A 16,742-nucleotide genomic window follows, 5' to 3' on the forward strand; every position below is an offset into this window, starting at 1 on the left:
GGTGCGCCATGAAGGATTCTATGGGATATAACTACCCTGATTCTGGGACGCGTCGCTGATTCTGTCCCCGAATCACGCGCTCGAAGTCGAGCACCGAGATGAAGGGGAACTGAGGTAGTGGAGCAAATCGGCTCGGTAACGGAGCTAGCGGTTCGGAACGTCGGTGCCGCGGCGGCATTGGGGGCGGCAATCGGAGAGGACGCCGCATCGCGCGTCCTGCACGGCACCGCGACGGTATGTGACATCGTGCTGGCTTCGTTGGCGCTCGATGTCGACTCGGTGCAAGCCGTCGTCGAATACGCCGAGGCTGTCGCGATCGGCGCAGTCAGCCAGGGCGAGGCCGGTTCGCGCTGCGCATGACGACATCCGTGAGCCCCGCCGACAAGCGGCCCGGGGCTGATCGTTCGGTCCGCGCGGCCAAGTAGTTCGTCGCGTAGCCCGCGCGAGATCACCTCTCGGGGCGCTCGATGTCCTTCAGCGCCAGCGTGACGAACTCCCGCATCGGAATGCTCAACGCTTCACACAGGGCGTGCAGTTGCTGCATGTCCGGTGAACGCTCACCGTTCTCGAATCGCTGAATCGTGCTGACCGCGAGGCCGGTCAACTCGGCCAGCTGTTGTCTGGTCAGGTCCCGCCGTGCCCGCGCGGCTCGAAGCTCGTTTCCCACCGCACGGTTGATTTCCGAAGCCGTCTCTTTCGCACCCATATGGACCATTCTGAGGTCCGAACGGCTACCTGGCAAACGACATGCCGCGAGTCTTCGCATGATTGGCACTCGATGCCACTCGGCGCTCAGGTGACTCCGAATGCGGTTGCAGCTAGTCCAAACGGACCTTATTCTGGTCTGTATGGATCATCTAGACGCGAAGATAGCGGAAAGTGTGCGCGTGGCACTTGTCGAGTCCGGAATGGGTGCGAACGAGCTGATAAAAGGCACCTCCATACCGCCTTCTGTGCTCCGCCACCGATTAACCGCGGAGACATCCTTTACGTTGTCCGAGCTGGTTCGTGTCGCGGCCGCGCTCGGCCGCCGGACCGTCGATCTGATTCCCGATGCGGTGCGGGTCCCATGACAGGCGCCGCGAGGGAACCGGGGCGAGCTATTCGAGTTTTCGCTGAAGAATCTTTCAAAACATTTGGTGACAGAACTCACTTTTCGATGCGGGTCGGAATCACGCCGATGAGCGATCGATCAGCTACCGCGCTGCCCGGATCGGACACCGAGGCGCTGGCGAAGTTTCGGCGCAGTATCGGTCGCTGGGCGCTGTTCGTAGCGCCTGTGTGCGGGCGTACGGAGCACGGCCTCATCGTCGGCGCGGATCACCGGATGGTGTATGTCGACTACGGCTACCCCAATCCAATCCGGCCCGAGCTCGGCAACGCGATTGCCACCCACCCACGCAACCTTCACCTGAAATACCCGGCGGGACAGGGAGATGCGTGCCCGACCTGCTTGTCGCCGGTGCTCTCCGATGTCGTGTGCTGACGCACCCCTCTTCCCGAATCCGAAAGGAGATCCGGCATGCCTACCCTCAGAAGGAATCGGCTGCTCGCGCGATGGAATTCATCGCCGACCGCAGAGGTCATCGACGTGCTGATCGTCGGCGGCACCTGGAATCCCAACGGTGAGACGGTCACCGCTTCCTTCGCCGCCGCCCTTGACGGCACACGGTTCGTTTCGCGAATGGTTCCATATCCCGCGGACTACGGGAGGCAGGTCGCCTATGCCGACAGTCTCGCCGCGGGACGGAATGCCCTGATCGACGCGATCGAGTCCACGCCGAACCGGGTCATCCTCGCGGGCTATTCCCAGGGCGCCGCGATCGCGGGCAACGTCGCCGCCGAGATCGGGCGGGGCGAACTGCCGCACCTGGAGGTAGTGGCTTGTGCGCTGATCGCCGATCCGCTGCGCCCGATCGGCCGCTACCTCGGTTCCGATCCTGGCGGATACGGCATCGCCGGACAGCGGCCGGTTCCGAACATTCCGACGTATTGGGCTGCGGCGCCCGGTGATCCGATCACGGCATTGCCCTCCGGAAATCCATTGCGCCTGATCGCCGACCTCAGCGCCTACTTCAGCATGGCGGGGCCGGGGGCCGCCCTGCGCTGGGGCCGAAGCCTCATCGACGTCGCCAGCCGCAAGCAGTTGCAACGGTGGTGGTCGTTGGAGAACTGGCGGAGTTGGGCGGGCGCGATCGCCTACGCCCGCGGCTACCTCCTCGACGGCAGGCACACCGACGACTATGTCCGCGAAGGGCATGCTCAGCAGCTGGCGGAAGCGCTGAACACTATGACCATCGAACGGGCGGGCTCGCATTGAGCGACTACCCCAACCACCTGTACCTCGAGCGCACGGAACTGCGTGCGCTAGCCGAGTTGCTCCGTGAGATTCCGGACTTGGCGGAGGATCTCACCATCTCGATGACGAAACAGGCACGCAACGGCGCTCGCCGCGACTTCCGCATGCATCGCCGACCGGGCGAACAACCCCTCCCGTACAACCCGGCCGCGGCGCGGGCCGCCGATGCTCTGCATGCGGAGTTGGTGTCGTGGGTGCGCCTGGCCTGCGAACAACGCGGCCTCGATTACACGGGTTCGCCGACCACCGCCGGCTTGGCCCGCTGGTTGGACCGGAACCTGATCGCGCTGGCCATGACGGAGGGCGCCGAGGATGCGCCCGCCCGGATCCGCGGCGTGGTCGAGGCGGCGCTGTGGATCGTCTGTCCGGCCGAGGCTCCGGTCGTGCTCGACGAGTCCGCGCTTGCACGGGCTCGCACGCACCGCCTGAACGCGTCCGGAATAGCGGCGTTGGCAAAGGAATTGGGCGCGGAGTATCGCACGCTGACGGTGCGCCGGGTGCAGACGCTACGCGACGCGGGCAGAATCGCACCGCTGCCGGGTCCGTGGGCACCGGATTGGCCCGAACAATTCCTGGTCGGCCAAGTGCTCGATGAACACCGGGCCTATCCGAGTCGATCCCGACGCTCCAAGGTAGACCAGTAATTGCGCAGTGCCGCAGTACTTTCCGATAACACGCCCTTGTGGAACCGGAGTCCACGTCGACACCGAGCTTCGACCGACCGGGCCACACTTTCACAGCCGAGAACTGCCCCATCCCGCTTCGGCGAGGTGGGGTAGTGCCGTTCTCCGACACCAGCATTCGGCAACCGGATGACTAGCTGCTCGCGCAATCGCGAGCCGACCACTACCCAACCTCGATCGGATCGGCTCGATCCAATTATCGCCTCCTACCAGCATTTTCGGAGAAATTTTCGGACCGGTGTTGACATCCGATCTTCGATAGGTGAGACTTTGTGCAGCGCCAGAGTTGCGCCATCATCCCGGAAAGTTCCGGAATATCCCTGACACAATTCTTCGAACCGTGGCCTCGTGCGTCCTCTCGGATGCGCGGGGCCACGGTCGTTTTCACCTGGGACGCGCAAACCCCGTCCCGCCCAAACCCATGTGGCACGCCCCCGAAACCCTTTCGATGTCCATTGACAAGCGGGAAAGAGCCTGCCGCATGCACGTCTCGAACTTGCCCGACGTCTCCCGCCGATGCCAGCGCGGTCGTAGACGCATCCGCGATGTTCGAGGCGTAGCGCCACGTCCCCCGGTCCGCCCCTCGGCCGGGGGCGTGGCGCCACTCGAAGCACGTACCCGATTCCCTGGGACACCATCGACCTACCCGGATCCGTCCCGACCAGCTCCCGTTTCCCGCAGGCAGTTCGCCGCGGTCGCAGACGATGCGAGCGTCGGGGCGCCAGCCCCGCCCCCGGCCGGCTCTCGGCCGGGGGCGGGGTTCCACCCATCGAAGCCGATCGTTCTCGCTGCAACGCCAGCACTCGAAGCTTCGGAGTTCCACTGCCACACAGCCTTCCAGTCGGAAGTTGTTGATACAGTCCCATTCGATCCAGAAGCCGGAAGGCACTGGGCCGGAGCGCCACGCTCGAAGGGGGTGCGGTGCTATCACGATTCGCACCCGATCGTGTGGTGCGTAGAGAGGTTGCGACAACAGGGGTTCGAGGTTGACCACAGGGCTCCGGCCGGCGTTTCCGTCCATCCGCGGCCCGTCGAAACGAAGTAGTCGAGTGTTGTCGGGGGACAGTGCCAAAGGGGAAGTGTGATCGTGGATCAAGGTAGTCAATCATTGTCGTTCGCCCAGCTATTCGACGCCGAGTCGATCTATACCGTGAGCGAACACCTTGGCCCGGACGTCGCCGAGCGCATCGCCCGAGACCACCCCACTCTCTGCGACCTGATCACTGCCTCGCTGCTGCTCGGCCGAGATCCTTTGGAGCTGTTCGGGTAGTTGTCGCCGACTCGCTCGACCTGTGATCGAAAGTCGCGCCTGTCGAAGAGGATCCGCGACCAAGTGCGCCATGGTGTATTTGTGTCGAGCATTGCATGCTGGCGAAAGCCATTGCTGGCCGGCGCTGGTCGCCGTTCGATCGACTGGTGCATGGTTCTGCCGAGGCGCTGATAGTTGCCGAAAGACGTTGACCGCCAGCGCTTTCAGGAAACATGATCTTGGTCTTGACAATCCGCCGCGCTTGGGTGAAGCTTTTTGCAGCGCTACAACTGCGCCCAGATCGAAGCTAGGTTCGCACCCGAGCATCGATCGCACCCAGAGATGAAGCCCCGATCCAGTCACTGGATTCGGGGCTTCATGCATTCCCGGTTACCCAGCCGCGTGCGCGGCATCCGTCTCGTCCGGCGAAACCGTTGTCCGGTCGGGGTCTGGGCGCCGCCACGGGCGTGAAACCGACCTACTCGATTACGCCACTACGGGTGTGTGGTCGACGTTCGCAACGCGCTAGAACCAACTCGGATACTATCGAGCCCTGTCGCGATGGCAGGGGCGAAATCCGAAACCGATATCACGTCAACCCGCTTGCCCGAGGATGTAACCGATGAGTTTCTACCTGCTGAGGCCAGATGTTCCCGCCGATTTCGGTGAGGTTGTCTACGACGATAGCGTCACTCCCCGCCGGGTGGTTTCGGCTCACTTCGAGTTCGCCTACCCGGTCGAACGGGAATTGATGAAGTCTTACAGCGGTGCGTACGCGGTGACGAAACCGTTGGCCGATGCACTGGCGGAGAGCGATCTGAACGGATCCGAGTTCGGTCCGGTGACTACCTCGATCAGTTCGCTGGTCGAAGACCCCGAAGACTTCGACATCCCGCCGCTGTTCGGTCTGATCATCACCGGCCGAGCCTTCGTCGACGACTTCGGCATCAAGGGGCGCAGCAAGCTGATCGCCTCCCAACGGGCTGCCGAGTTCCTCTTCGCTCGTGATGAGATCCTTCGCGAATATTCGTCCCGGCTGGATGAGAACGGCGAGATCATCATCGACCTCTGACGTGGTTGAAGCCAAATATCCTGTGGTCCTCCAGATCAATCCTCCGGCAGTTGTTTTGGCAGCTGTGAACTAAGATGTAAGACATAGTCGTCCGACTGCACGCCCGACCCGAGGGACATAACTCATGACTTTCTACTTGATCAACCCGGAGGTCCCTGCCGACTTCGGTCAGGTCAGCAGAGACTCCAGCTATGATCCTCCGCGAGTCGTCTCGGCTCATTTCGAGTTCTACTATCCGGTCGACAGCGAACTGATTACGTCTTACAGCGGCGCATACGCGGTAACGAAACCGCTGGCCGATGCTCTGACCGAGTCGGATCTGACAGGCTACGAGTTCGGTCCGGTGACCACCTCCATCAGTGCGCTGGTCGAAGACCCGGACCGCATCATCATTCCGCCCCTTACCGGGCTGGTCATCACGGGGCGGGCGTTCAGCGATGACTTCGGTATCCAGGGTCGTAGCAAGCTGATCGCCTCCGAGCGCGCAGCTGAGTTCCTCTGGAATCGTGATGCGCGGATTCGGGATGGCGCAAACAAGTTGGACAAAGACGGCAACATAGTCCTGGACTTCTGAAGCTTCGCGAGAGCGACGCCACATTCCTTTGGCAATGCTGCCGATGCAGCATGATATTGCTCGCGACGGACTTCGATCGTTCGCGCGCCCACAATCAGATCTTGTTGTCTGATTTCGATACCATTGCCATATTGCGTGCAACATGTGCGGTGTCGAGTCGCCGCATTCGTTCCGCCTCTGCGGCGACCTGTTCGGTCTACTTCTCGGACTGAATCCATTCGTTTCCGTTATTTATCGCGCTTTTGCGCTAATTCATCGCACGCGTCCGATGGCCGATCCCAACGCGGTTCATCGTGCGCATGTCGTTCGAAAGTTCGATAGCTTGCCGGCTTGGTGAACATGTGAATTCCATGTGTCCAGTCGGCCCTCGAACATACCTATAAACGCGGGGTGCTGATATGGCCAATGGGATTATTGATGCGAGTATTCCTGCAGTGCCTGAAATAGCTGGATTTCTGAAGTATGAGCTCGACAGGGCGATGCGACCTGGCGCAGATGAATTCTCCTCTTTGGTGACATCGATTCGTGTCGGCGTGCAGAAAGACCTGAGCTTGGAAGCTGTTCGCCTATCGCGGCAGATCGGCGAGGTTGTCGGCAGAAATTCCACAAATTTTCGGGCCACGATCGAAACCGGTCTTGCGAGAACCGATTCTGTTGGGGGTTACGCCGGTGTCGACCATATGGCGGGCCGTACGTATGAATTCGATCACATGACGCCGGTCAGTGCGGCGCGGGCGGTCGAGCGAATCCAAAACCGTCGCATGCTTTTCGACGAGGACTCGACAGCGCCGACATCGCTACAAACGGAAAGATATGTGGCGGCATCCATTGCTGACCCGGTTGAGTCCGACTATCGCGGACCCGTCGAGGAGCCGTTGGCGGCTGATACTCCGCAGGACGGCGCCGCAGTGGCCCCCGGCGAGGAACAGACGGAGGATGTCGACGCCGGGAACAACAACGAGAACAAGAAGAAGCCAGGTAAGCCGACCAATGTTGCTCCGATCCCGAATCCCGGCGATCCGTTCTATGACGAATGGAAATTGCTGCCAGAGTATCGGAAGAATTATTGGCGTGAATCTGGTATAGCCCCGTGGGGTAAAGATGTGCACCATGCTGTCGAGCAGCAAATCTTCGATAAATATCCCGGAATCTTCGATGAGGACGAACGTCACGACTACTCGAATCTGCGCGGCATTTGGATGTCCATTGCAGACGAATTTCACAGAGGTACGATTCGAAAGGCTTGGAATGCTGTCTATTTGCGCCTCCAGGAGCTAGGTATTCTGCCCGAAGATCCGCAAGAGGTGACGGGCTCGGATGCGCAGAACGCCCGAGAGGCTCTGCTCTTCTGGGCGTTGGTGATCGACATGCTGTTCGGTGGGAAGTTCTTCCCGACCCCGGACATCGTAAATCATCCTGATTTCGAAGATTTTCTTCGTGAGCTCGGCCTTACGCCCGCGCAGATCGCAGCTTTCCGGAAGCTTACGGACGAACAGAAGCTCGCCTTTCTGCGAGCCCTGTTGGCGAGGTGGACGAACGCTCGAAGTCCGTTCGAAGAATACTTCCCCTCGGTCGAGCGGCAGGCGCCGCGCTACAAACCCTCAGCACCGAACCAAAATGATGCTGATTCGGACGATCGGTCACGTGTGCCAGCATCGGCTATACCTCCTGGTAGTCCGCAACCAGGGTTCCGCTTACCGTCAGCTCAGATCGACCAGCGGCGCCACAAGCCACAGAAGATACGGCCCGAGCTTCCGAAGATTCCTCAGCCACGGCCGATTCCGCAGCCACAGGCCGAAGCGCCGCAGGAACAACAGCCGCCACAGCAACCCCCGCAGCAGCAACATGTGCCGCAGCAGCAGCCGCAGCAGCAGCAACAGACGCCGCAACAGCAGCAGCCCCCGCAACAACCCCCGCATGAACAGCAACCGGTGGACCCCGCGCCGCAGCAACAGCCGCAGAACGAGCCGCCGCGAGGACCGGTGCTCCCTGGCACACCCGACGGCTACCGGTGGTCGCCGAATGGAGCCGATGGCTGGAAGTTGCTGCCCAACAACCCCGGTGCGCCATTCCAGTACCCGAACAAGCTTCCGGACCCTCCGCTCGGGCACGGCTGGACATTCGACGGCAAGAACATGCAGCTGGTACCGCTACCGGAGGGCTGGTGGTATGACCCTCGGTTCAAAGGGAACCTGCTGCCACCGATCCCCAAGGACACCCATTGGGAATACAACAACGAGGATACGAGCAAACCCCCGGAGTGGCGTGTGGTCCCGGACGGCGGGACGGATCCGCTGCACGGTGAGCGCCAGTGGTACCCCTACATGTTCCAGGCTCCGCCGTTTTGGAAGTGGGAGTCGAACCACAAGGGTGGCTGGTATTTGATCCCGGATCCGTATGATCCTCGCGTCGTTCCGCCCGAGCTCCGGCCACGTGAAACGAAGCCGCCTAGCGGTGACAGTGGCGGATGGCGCTGGCCGTCGTTCGAGATGCCGTACCTCCCGCTGCCCGGCCCCGGCAGGGTGTTCCGACTTCCGTGGCGAGTCCCGATGCCACGGCCTGCCGCGACCGGGCCGGCGACCGAGGTGCCGAGTGACATCCCGATTCCGGATACCACGACCCCGGAGCCCACTCCGAGTCCGGCCCCGGCTCCCACCCCGGCCCCGGCTCCCACCCCGGTACCGGCACCCGCTCCTGCTCCGGCTCCGGCTCCCGAAGTCCCGGCCACCCCGGCTCCCGCACCGGAACAGCCGCAACCCCAACCCACCCCGCGGCGGCGGGACGACCCGTCACTACGTGTCTAGCGAAGCAAGGGAATTCAGAAATCCGTGTCTGACAACGAAACAGTCGAATCCGTCCAGTTCTACAACCATCAGCCACCGCCCTCGTATACGAAAACCGAGCATGGGCAGCTGGTTACGCCCGAGTTCTTGGCGTTCGTGCAGCATGCGCTGACAGGCGGACTCTCCGAATCGGAGAAGACCGCGGAGTTGGATCCGCAAGTGCGGTCGTTGGCTGAAGAGCTGTCGGTGATTCACCTTCCGGAATGGCACGACTCGGTCGGACGTAAGCGTGCCGAACCCACCGTCACCACCATCAAGCAAGCCACCCGGGTCGCCGAGTATCTCGTGCAGCGCGGCGTCCGTTGGCATCCCGAGCTGGAGACGATCCGTTGGGTGCCGACACCGGGCGGGCCACCTGGCGCGTTCGATATCGGTCTGCATGTGACCAAGGACGAGGACGGCGCATGGCCGGTTCCGGACGTGGAGTCGTTCTACGACTTCGACGATATCGAAGTGACGCCGGCCGAGAACGGCCGATGGTGTGCCACCCACCCGCGCGGCCTCGCTGTCGAGGCCGCCACGAAAACCGAAGCCTACGTCGGGATCGTCGATCAGCTGCGTGAGCGGATCGAAGGTATCCACGGCGTCGACGAAAGGCAGTCATCCGATGGGTGAACGAATAGTGTTCCCGGACATCGAGACCACTCTGATCGGCTTTCTCGCCGCGGAGCTCGCCGCGATTTCCGATTCCGCACAGGTGGTCGGCAGGATTCCGGATCCACGGCCGACGCGAATGGTTCGCGTCAGCCGCAACGACCGGAAGAAGCGTGTCGACCGCGAGGATCGTGAAGGTCTTCGTGGGCCGAACCTGATCCTCGATCGCCCACGCATGGTGCTCGAGTGCTATGACGACGGCGGCGCCGCTGCGACGCTGGCCGGTATCGTGCGCGCCATCTTGGCCGCGGCATCGCCGGGTTACCTCGGCACGGTGTGGTGCGACCACATCGACGATGTCGGTGTCGAAAACGACACCGATCCCGCTACTTCCGCCCCTCGGCAAATCATCACTGCCGACCTCTACGTGCGAGGTTCTGTCCTCGCCTGACTCCCTCTGCAACGGAGTCACAACTGAATAACCAATCCCTAGGGCCTGCGCAACATCCCAAGGGAGAAACACAATGGCTCTGCCTTCCAGCAAGTTCATCGGCGCGGGCACCCCGAACATTGCCGTCACCGGCGGTGTCCTGGTCGGCCCGCTCAACACTCCGCTGCCGACCTCGGCGTCCGACACCATCAACGCCGCGCTGAAGCCGCTCGGTTACGTCTCCGAAGACGGCATCGAGTCCAGGGGCGAGCGCAAGGTCGAGACGGTCAAGGACTGGAACGCCGACATCATCGCGCAGCTGCAGACCGAGCACTCGGTGCGTTTCGGTCTGACCCTTTACGCGGTGTGGGACAAGGACGTGCTCGGTGAGGTGTTCGGTCCGGAGAACCTGACCGTCACCGCCGCCACCGCCACCACCGGCACCCTGCTCAAGGTGAAGGAGACCGGTTCGGTGTTGCCTTCGCGCGCATGGGTGTTCGACATGAAGAACGACACCAAGAAGCTGCGCATCGTCCTGCCGAACGCCAGGATCGCGCAGGTGACGGAGAAGAAGTTCGTCTCCAAGGAACTGGCCGGCTTCACCATCACCGTCGAGGCGTTCAAGGACGACACCGGTGTGAAGGCCTATCGCTACCTCGACGACGGCGTCTTCGCCGTCTGACAAGCCCCCAGCGGCAGCGGGATTCAACCTATGCGCAGGCCCGCCCGCTGCCGCTGGGCCCTTCATAACGCCTGCGCCTACCGACAATCGTGAAAGGGTCTGCGCCCATGACTACTGCGCCTGTTGTACCGAACTCCACCAAGGTCAAGGACGACTTCGTCCGGCAGGTGGGCGATATCGAAATCCGGCTCCCGTCATTGTCTTATCTCAAGCCGGGCTTGATCCGGCGGATTCGCCGACTGCACGATATCGACGCCATGTACACGCTCATCGAGCTGACCGTCTCGGCCGAGGCTCTGGCGGTGCTGGACGAGATGGATCAGGACGAATACCAGGCGCTGCTGGATGCGTGGCGAATCCATTCGGGGGTCGGCCTGGGGGAATCCTGAGCCTCGATGCTCTTCTCGAAGAGCATACCGAGGCTATCGAGTACGACCTGATCACCATCGGCCTCCGGCTGCGCATGCTCGGTACGGATGACCTCAGCTGGCGTGATCTGAAAGCGCTGATCAAGCAGGCGCCCGCGGATTCCGCGCTGGCGCGTTCGGTCTACGGCGAGGACCACCAGTGGCAGCTCGGCCAGCATCTGCTGGCCGATATGGCGGACTCTTTGCGATGGCTGGTGTGGTCGAAGACCAAGGCGGCGCAGGATGGTCGGGACCGTCCCGAGCCGATTCCACGGCCGGGCGTCACACGCGGCGTCGAACGGATCGGGACAGCCGCCAGCATCGAAGCGATGAACGACTTCCTGACCTGGGACGATCAGCGCCCGTCGCCGTGAGAGTCCGCGAGGCATTCGCGAACACGATTCTTCTCTTTCCGACAGCAGGTGTCGGCCCGTGAGCGAAGAGGTTTGGAAGAAGAATGGCACCTATAGACAAAGACGACCGGCCGGACCGGCCGAAGTCGAATCCGGGTAGCGGCGGTCAGAGTCGCACGGCAGCCCCGATTCCTGATCATAAGAAGTCACCGAGTTCGGTTGTCGGCGCGAAGAGTTCCGGCCGTGCCGTGATCGCCGATGGCCTGCCGGCGCCGGTGTTCGGCATTCCGGCGCACCCGGGATTCTTTCAGGAGCCGCCGGGCTTCCTGGCGCGACTACAGCGAATACCGATCGCCGGTGGACCATCCCCTGTTCGGCACTCGACGTTTCTGTTCAAGAATCAGCCCGGCGCGTTCTACGGATTCGGTACGAAACACGATCTCGAAATCGGCGCGGACAGCCGATTGCGCAGAGCGACGATATTCGGCTCGAAATCGGCGAAAGAGATTCTGTTCGCCGCCGATGGCACCGCGACCGTCGTACCGGTGAGTCCGGACCAGAAGCCGTACCAGCTGCGACCGTGGTCGGCGAGCGCCGAAGCCGGAAGCGATCACACCGCGGCGCCGGCCGGTGGCAACGGCGCGTCCCGGCCGGCGGCCGTGGCTCCAGCGCGACAGCCGGCCGGCGTGATCGCGGGCGGTAGCCCCGTCCACGGCCCGGCGCGCGATTCCGGATCGTCCGTGCAGGACTATGGATCCCGTATCCACGTGCCGGGACCGGCTCTCGGTACGGGGATCGTCGGCAGTGTGCCACCGGGTGACATCGACGATGACCCGTACCTGCCCGCGCCGGACGACGCCACCGCGCCACCCGAGGAACAAGCCCCCCGTCCGCGTCGCGGCGGTCACCGGTTCGGTGGCCGAGGCGAGTTGCCCGACCGCAAACGGGTTCCCGAGCTGCTGTCGCGCGTCGCGGGCGGCATTCCCCGCATGTCCACGGGCGGTCGCGTCGTCGGTCGCGGAACGTCGACGAGTGATGACAACCTCTCTTGGCTGTCCAACGGTGAATTCGTCGTCAACGCGGATGCGGCATCGAGGGCACTTCCCTTGCTGGAAGCCTTGAACTCCGGATGGGTTCCGTCGTCGGATTTCTTGCAAGGGATTCTGCCTGGATTCATGTCGCCACCCCAGGTGTCGACCGATGCGGGCGCGGGATTCGATCCCATGGCGTTCCTCTTGGGATCGAATCAGGGATCCAACCTGAACTCCTTGCTCGCGCCGTTTCGAACACATCCCGTCGGAACAGTCGATTCCCCCGCGACCCCACAGGCGAAGACGCTGGAGCTACCGGGACCGACGATCTCCGAAAACCCTTCGGATGTCGAGGAATCCGGCGGCTGGGAAGGTCTGGACACGAACGACGTGATCTCCAGCGGGTTGTCCTCCGCTATCACCGGCGGTGTGCGCGGCGGTCTGTTCGGTGCGATCAAGGGCGGCATCACGGGCGTGGCTTCCGAGGCCGGTGGTCAGATCGGCGCCGCGATCGGCACGGCCCTCGGCGCCGGGCTCGGTCCGGCGGCCCCGATCGCCACCGCGGTCGGCGCGACCCTCGGTTCCACCGTTGGCCAGCTCGCCGCCGAGACGGTGCTGAAGCCGGTCGAGGTGGTGGGCAAGTATGCCGCCGATACCGCGAAAGAGGTGATCGGCAGCGGCTTCGGCCTGGTCGATCTCGCGAAAGGTCCGGGCGGTCATACCGCTCGGCAGGACATTTACAACTTCAACGGCATGGACCCGAAGAGCGTCGCGATAGCGGTGGAAAGGGTTCGCCGGCGCCGCACGCTGGCGCAGCAACGCGGAGGAGGTCTCGGTCGATGACCCACCAGCTCTTGGATACGCACGACACGAAAGTCGTCGTGTGGGACATCAACGGGAGGGTCTGGCATCTGGCAGGTGTCAATTCGGGTCGCGAGGGGGTGCGGCTGACGAAACAGGCCGGATTCATGTTCGCACCGGTGCAGCTGCTGGTGTCGGAGGGTGCGAGGCAGGATGGCGCGACGTTCTTGCGGTCGGTGCGATCGAAGAAGGAATGGGATTTCCTGGTGCTCATCTCCGGGACGGCGAAAAGCGCCGCGATGGACCCGGTTCGGGATTTCCACGCGGTGCATGACGCCTGGTTCCGTGGGTGGTCCACCGACAAGCCGGTGACCGTTGGATATTTCACTCGCCATCAAGGCTGGCGGTTCCAGCAAGCACAGCTCGATGCGGCGCCGGAATTCGTGGGTGACGTCGATCCGGCTCGCAGTGCCCTCGCGGCGTACAAGATGTCGGCGGTTGCCCTGGATCCGCTCGAACGGCACTTCGAGGAGACCTCGGTGTGGACCAACGCTTCCGGCTTCGGCGAAGGCACGGTCCGTGCCCGCAATGCCGCCGACCAGCCCGCCTGGCCGCGCTACACGATGAACGGCCCAGGCCGTTGGTCGATTCTGGATCCGGTCGGCGGTGACCTGCTGCGCCTGGTCCAGACGCCGGTATTGAAGGTCGACGAGACACTGCGCATCGATACGCATCCACGCCATCGCACGGCTCGGGTGTACACGACCGGTACTTCGCAGTTCCGCAATGTGTGGCCGCGACTCGCGGGCCGTCGGTGGATGGCTTCGTTGCCGCCGTGGAGTTCCAGCGATATCACCGTGAAGGTGGAGGGCGGAAATACGAGCTCGAGTCTGATCGTCGCCGTGACTCCCCGATCCTCGAGGCCCTTCTGATGAGCGCGCCGACGTGGGATCCGCACGACGAATCCAGGCGGATGGACCAGGTCCACCGGGCCGATCAAGAGTACGCCCGCAATCCCGATGTGCTCGTGCGATATTGGGACAAGGATCTTCGGGAAGTAGGCGAGGAGCACAGCTACCTGTCGCTGCAATTCAGCTACCCGCGCAACGCTGCCGGTGGCCTGAAGATGACCTGCCCGCGCGACATGGTGCATTTCGATCACCTCTTCAACAACGAAGACGGTGAGGATGCGACCATCCCGATCACCGTGAACACCAGAGGTTTCCGGTGGGACGGCTATATCACCAAAGCGTCGATCGTGCGCGACGAGTACGGTGTGGAGACGGTCGATATCGAGGCGATCCACTGCTGGAACCACGTCGCGACGATCTGCTGCTGGGCCGCGCCATTCGCGCCGATCCTGGCCCAGTTCCCGCGGCACATGATCCAGTTCGGCCCGGTCCGTACATTGATCACGACCTATCTGACGGCCAATCTGATGCGCTTGCAGGGCAGCGACTCGCTCTTTCCGATCGCGGTCGTTCCGGTGAACCCGATGACGGACACCAGCCGCTGGAGCGCCGCATCGGCACGGTTCGACATGGCGGACAAGCTGTTCGCGCCGATGCTCGAGGATTCCGGTGTCATGCTCACCGCACGATTCTTCCTTCCTGGTGAGGACGAACAGCCTGCGCCGGAATGGTTTTATCTGGACAGGCCGACGGTGGTGCTCGACACTGTCGACAAGTCGGGCGTCACCGGGGCGACCGGCACGCTGCTCGACGGAATTCGCTCGTGGATCGAGGAATTCGCGGACGACGGCACCACTCCGGTGCGGTACCCGAACTTCAACTCGACCACCGAATACGAGGCGGTATACGGGGAGACGGGCCCGTTGGGCACCGTCAAGAACTTTCCCTGGGTGTGGTACTTCGAAGGCGAGTATTCGGGAATCGGTCCCTCCGAGGTCGCCCTGCACAAGCCGACCGCCACCGACATCATCATCGGTGGGCGGTCACCCGGCTGGGTGAACGCGGGCATCGAAATCGCGATCAAGGGTCTGTTGTCGCTCATCGGGCTGGACTGGCTGTATCGCGGCCAGCTCAACGACGTGTTCCTGGCTTGGATGGTTTATCGAGACAAGGAGCGGGTGAGACGCGCGGGCCCCTATGCGTTCCGGGAGTTGTACATCACGGGGAGCGACAAGGCGTTCACGCTCGACGGACTGGTCGCAGCCCGTCAGGGACTGCACTTGACCAGGGGTTACACCAGCAAGCGAGTCTCCGTGGAAGACAACGCGCCGTATCTGCTCGGCCGGGATTTCGGTCTCGGCGACCAGATCGGTTTCGCGCTCGGTGAGCACATCTTCACAGATTTCGTGACCGAGCTGACCTTCACCGACGACCGCGAGAGCTCGGCCCGATGGCAGATCGTCGTCGGCGACGGCGCCGACGAAGAGGATTCGATCGTCAAGGCGTGGCAGCGGCTGGGCCGGGTCGCGGCCGCGGTCAAGGACCTGGCGACCGACGTCGGCGCAGACCTCGATCTGCTCATCTTCTGACCTATCCGACGAGGAGAAACGATGGCGGACATTACTTTTCCCGCCCACATCACCGTGCGCAGGCAACCCGACGCGGATGGGTTGCCGGTGCTGACCGCCGAAACGACGGTTTCCCCCGAGATGGCCGTGCTTCCGCTGCCGCCCGGACCTCCCGGTGAGCCGGGTCGACGCGGGCGGCCACGCAGTACCTTCCGGAAAATGGGCACGATCGCCGACGCGGCGACGCGCCCACTCGGGTTGGGTGCCGAGGACCGCGGTAAGTGGTGGCACCGGCTCGATGACAACGGCATGGACGTTTGGACCGGCACCGCTTGGCGACATTCGCCCGATGCGGTCGGACCGCAGGGGCCGGTCGCCGCGCCGAATACCATCGCCGTCACCGAGACTGTGCACAGCGAGGACCTGATCGTTCCGGCGGTCGAGTTCTCGGGTGTGGGCGCTGACCAGCAGCTGAAGGTGACGGTACCGGCCGGACAGCGCGGTCCGAAGGGGCCCCCCGGTGCGTCCGGAACAATATCGGCGGCAGTGGATTACGACACCGAGACCCTGCCGACCCAGGGTGGCGTTTTCGCCTACAGCAAGGCCACGCGCAAGTTCCGTTCGGCGCCTGCGCCGCTCGGCTTCGGGCCCTGGTCGTGGTTCCAGGAAGACTTCGCGGCGGAGCAGATCGCGGCGACCAACCGGATCGAAGGCGGTACCTTCACCATTCCCGCCCTGCCGTTCGCGTGGCGGCCTGTGGTGCACGGCCATATGTACAGCTACTCGGTCGCGAATTCCGTGCAATCGGCGGAGATCGTGGTCCGGCTGCACCATTCCCAGGGCCAGATCGTCGCGACGGGGCTGGGTGGTTCCGGTGGGTGGATGTACCTGCCCGTCTTCCCTTGCTACCGCGACGGAAGCACCACCAAGGCGATGTCCCCGACGACGGACTTCGCGATTGTTCCCGCCGGGCAGCCCGCCAATCTCGTGGTGGCGGCCGAACGGATCGGTACCGGCACCGGCGATATCGGATTCAGCAATGCGAAGGCATCGCTTGTCGTATTCGCACGACCTATCGGATGAGGTGAAATGTCCAACGTAGGAGAGTACTTCGCATCCACTCTGATCCGGGGCATCGACGAAGGAGTCGCGAAGCCGGGTGTAGTGCAGGCAATGCACGGCACG

The 16,742-nt window shown here is 63.1% G+C and carries 19 protein-coding genes; 18 read left to right on the forward strand and 1 reads right to left on the reverse strand.

Translation table 11 applies throughout. The features are described 5' to 3' along the window. The first annotated feature begins 117 nt into the window (after positions 1 to 117). On the forward strand, positions 118 to 360 hold the full coding sequence (locus FB390_RS07175) for a hypothetical protein (RefSeq protein WP_141808234.1): 243 nt from the start codon (positions 118 to 120) through the stop codon (positions 358 to 360). Positions 361 to 448: 88 nt separating this feature from the next. Here FB390_RS07175 and FB390_RS07180 read toward each other — a convergent pair whose 3' ends face one another. Beyond that, complete coding sequence (locus tag FB390_RS07180) at positions 449 to 706, reverse strand: helix-turn-helix domain-containing protein (protein ID WP_185756968.1); 258 nt, start codon at positions 704 to 706, stop codon at positions 449 to 451. Positions 707 to 848: 142 nt separating this feature from the next. Here FB390_RS07180 and FB390_RS07185 point away from each other — a divergent pair, with 142 nt between their 5' ends. The 17 genes from FB390_RS07185 (at position 849) to FB390_RS07265 (ending at position 16,640) form a co-directional block, all read left to right on the forward strand. Beyond that, entirely contained in the window at positions 849 to 1,073 is a 225-nt protein-coding gene (locus FB390_RS07185) for a hypothetical protein (RefSeq protein ID WP_141808236.1), read from the forward strand. After that, a complete protein-coding gene (locus tag FB390_RS07190; RefSeq protein ID WP_141808237.1) occupies positions 1,070 to 1,486 on the forward strand; it encodes a hypothetical protein in 417 nt (138 codons plus the stop codon). The genes FB390_RS07185 and FB390_RS07190 overlap by 4 nt, the downstream gene beginning before the upstream one ends. A 36-nt stretch (positions 1,487 to 1,522) precedes the next feature. Continuing rightward, entirely contained in the window at positions 1,523 to 2,320 is a 798-nt protein-coding gene (locus FB390_RS07195; protein WP_141808238.1) for an alpha/beta fold hydrolase, read from the forward strand. Continuing rightward, on the forward strand, positions 2,317 to 3,003 hold the full coding sequence (locus FB390_RS07200) for a hypothetical protein (RefSeq protein WP_141808239.1): 687 nt from the start codon (positions 2,317 to 2,319) through the stop codon (positions 3,001 to 3,003). The genes FB390_RS07195 and FB390_RS07200 overlap by 4 nt, the downstream gene beginning before the upstream one ends. 1,120 nt (positions 3,004 to 4,123) lie before the next feature. Further along, entirely contained in the window at positions 4,124 to 4,312 is a 189-nt protein-coding gene (locus FB390_RS07205; protein WP_141808240.1) for a hypothetical protein, read from the forward strand. Between the two features lie 601 nt (positions 4,313 to 4,913). Then, positions 4,914 to 5,363, forward strand: coding sequence for a hypothetical protein (locus tag FB390_RS07210; RefSeq protein WP_141808241.1), 450 nt, complete (start codon positions 4,914 to 4,916; stop codon positions 5,361 to 5,363). 124 nt (positions 5,364 to 5,487) lie between these two features. Continuing rightward, positions 5,488 to 5,937: a hypothetical protein gene (locus FB390_RS07215; protein WP_141808242.1), complete on the forward strand. Its 450-nt coding sequence runs from the start codon at positions 5,488 to 5,490 to the stop codon at positions 5,935 to 5,937. 398 nt (positions 5,938 to 6,335) lie between these two features. Then, positions 6,336 to 8,741, forward strand: coding sequence for a hypothetical protein (locus FB390_RS07220; RefSeq protein WP_141808243.1), 2,406 nt, complete (start codon positions 6,336 to 6,338; stop codon positions 8,739 to 8,741). 126 nt (positions 8,742 to 8,867) lie between these two features. Then, positions 8,868 to 9,395: a hypothetical protein gene (locus FB390_RS07225; protein WP_141808244.1), complete on the forward strand. Its 528-nt coding sequence runs from the start codon at positions 8,868 to 8,870 to the stop codon at positions 9,393 to 9,395. Between the two features lie 118 nt (positions 9,396 to 9,513). Beyond that, on the forward strand, positions 9,514 to 9,825 hold the full coding sequence (locus tag FB390_RS07230) for a hypothetical protein (protein ID WP_141808245.1): 312 nt from the start codon (positions 9,514 to 9,516) through the stop codon (positions 9,823 to 9,825). A gap of 73 nt (positions 9,826 to 9,898) precedes the next feature. Further along, positions 9,899 to 10,486 carry a phage tail tube protein gene (locus FB390_RS07235; protein WP_141808246.1) on the forward strand — a complete coding sequence of 196 codons (588 nt, stop codon included), beginning with the start codon at positions 9,899 to 9,901 and terminating at the stop codon, positions 10,484 to 10,486. Between the two features lie 107 nt (positions 10,487 to 10,593). Further along, positions 10,594 to 10,875: a hypothetical protein gene (locus tag FB390_RS07240; RefSeq protein ID WP_141808247.1), complete on the forward strand. Its 282-nt coding sequence runs from the start codon at positions 10,594 to 10,596 to the stop codon at positions 10,873 to 10,875. Then, a complete protein-coding gene (locus FB390_RS07245) occupies positions 10,836 to 11,267 on the forward strand; it encodes a DUF5361 domain-containing protein (protein WP_141808248.1) in 432 nt (143 codons plus the stop codon). The genes FB390_RS07240 and FB390_RS07245 overlap by 40 nt, the downstream gene beginning before the upstream one ends. 83 nt (positions 11,268 to 11,350) lie before the next feature. Beyond that, positions 11,351 to 13,120 carry a hypothetical protein gene (locus FB390_RS07250; protein ID WP_141808249.1) on the forward strand — a complete coding sequence of 590 codons (1,770 nt, stop codon included), beginning with the start codon at positions 11,351 to 11,353 and terminating at the stop codon, positions 13,118 to 13,120. Beyond that, positions 13,117 to 14,010 (forward strand): phage tail protein, encoded by an 894-nt coding sequence (locus FB390_RS07255; protein ID WP_221639222.1) that lies wholly within the window; start codon positions 13,117 to 13,119, stop codon positions 14,008 to 14,010. The genes FB390_RS07250 and FB390_RS07255 overlap by 4 nt, the downstream gene beginning before the upstream one ends. Next, positions 14,010 to 15,578 (forward strand): Gp37-like protein, encoded by a 1,569-nt coding sequence (locus FB390_RS07260; RefSeq protein WP_246123899.1) that lies wholly within the window; start codon positions 14,010 to 14,012, stop codon positions 15,576 to 15,578. Before FB390_RS07255 ends, FB390_RS07260 begins: the two co-directional genes overlap by 1 nt. A gap of 198 nt (positions 15,579 to 15,776) precedes the next feature. Continuing rightward, entirely contained in the window at positions 15,777 to 16,640 is an 864-nt protein-coding gene (locus FB390_RS07265; protein ID WP_141808250.1) for a hypothetical protein, read from the forward strand. The last annotated feature ends 102 nt before the right edge of the window (positions 16,641 to 16,742 follow it).

It is taken from the genome of Nocardia bhagyanarayanae (assembly GCF_006716565.1).
Taxonomy (GTDB): domain Bacteria; phylum Actinomycetota; class Actinomycetes; order Mycobacteriales; family Mycobacteriaceae; genus Nocardia; species Nocardia bhagyanarayanae.

What these genes read in the sequence shown, in the direction of transcription:
- FB390_RS07180 (WP_185756968.1), bottom strand. Translation starts at nt 706, where the DNA reads ATGGGTGCGAAAGAGACGGCTTCGGAAATCAACCGTGCGGTGGGAAAC.
- FB390_RS07185 (WP_141808236.1), top strand. Translation starts at nt 849, where the DNA reads ATGGATCATCTAGACGCGAAGATAGCGGAAAGTGTGCGCGTGGCACTT.
- FB390_RS07190 (WP_141808237.1), top strand. Translation starts at nt 1,070, where the DNA reads ATGACAGGCGCCGCGAGGGAACCGGGGCGAGCTATTCGAGTTTTCGCT.
- FB390_RS07195 (WP_141808238.1), top strand. Translation starts at nt 1,523, where the DNA reads ATGCCTACCCTCAGAAGGAATCGGCTGCTCGCGCGATGGAATTCATCG.
- FB390_RS07210 (WP_141808241.1), top strand. Translation starts at nt 4,914, where the DNA reads ATGAGTTTCTACCTGCTGAGGCCAGATGTTCCCGCCGATTTCGGTGAG.
- FB390_RS07215 (WP_141808242.1), top strand. Translation starts at nt 5,488, where the DNA reads ATGACTTTCTACTTGATCAACCCGGAGGTCCCTGCCGACTTCGGTCAG.
- FB390_RS07220 (WP_141808243.1), top strand. Translation starts at nt 6,336, where the DNA reads ATGGCCAATGGGATTATTGATGCGAGTATTCCTGCAGTGCCTGAAATA.
- FB390_RS07230 (WP_141808245.1), top strand. Translation starts at nt 9,514, where the DNA reads ATGGTTCGCGTCAGCCGCAACGACCGGAAGAAGCGTGTCGACCGCGAG.
- FB390_RS07235 (WP_141808246.1), top strand. Translation starts at nt 9,899, where the DNA reads ATGGCTCTGCCTTCCAGCAAGTTCATCGGCGCGGGCACCCCGAACATT.
- FB390_RS07240 (WP_141808247.1), top strand. Translation starts at nt 10,594, where the DNA reads ATGACTACTGCGCCTGTTGTACCGAACTCCACCAAGGTCAAGGACGAC.
- FB390_RS07250 (WP_141808249.1), top strand. Translation starts at nt 11,351, where the DNA reads ATGGCACCTATAGACAAAGACGACCGGCCGGACCGGCCGAAGTCGAAT.
- FB390_RS07255 (WP_221639222.1), top strand. Translation starts at nt 13,117, where the DNA reads ATGACCCACCAGCTCTTGGATACGCACGACACGAAAGTCGTCGTGTGG.
- FB390_RS07260 (WP_246123899.1), top strand. Translation starts at nt 14,010, where the DNA reads ATGAGCGCGCCGACGTGGGATCCGCACGACGAATCCAGGCGGATGGAC.
- FB390_RS07265 (WP_141808250.1), top strand. Translation starts at nt 15,777, where the DNA reads ATGGGCACGATCGCCGACGCGGCGACGCGCCCACTCGGGTTGGGTGCC.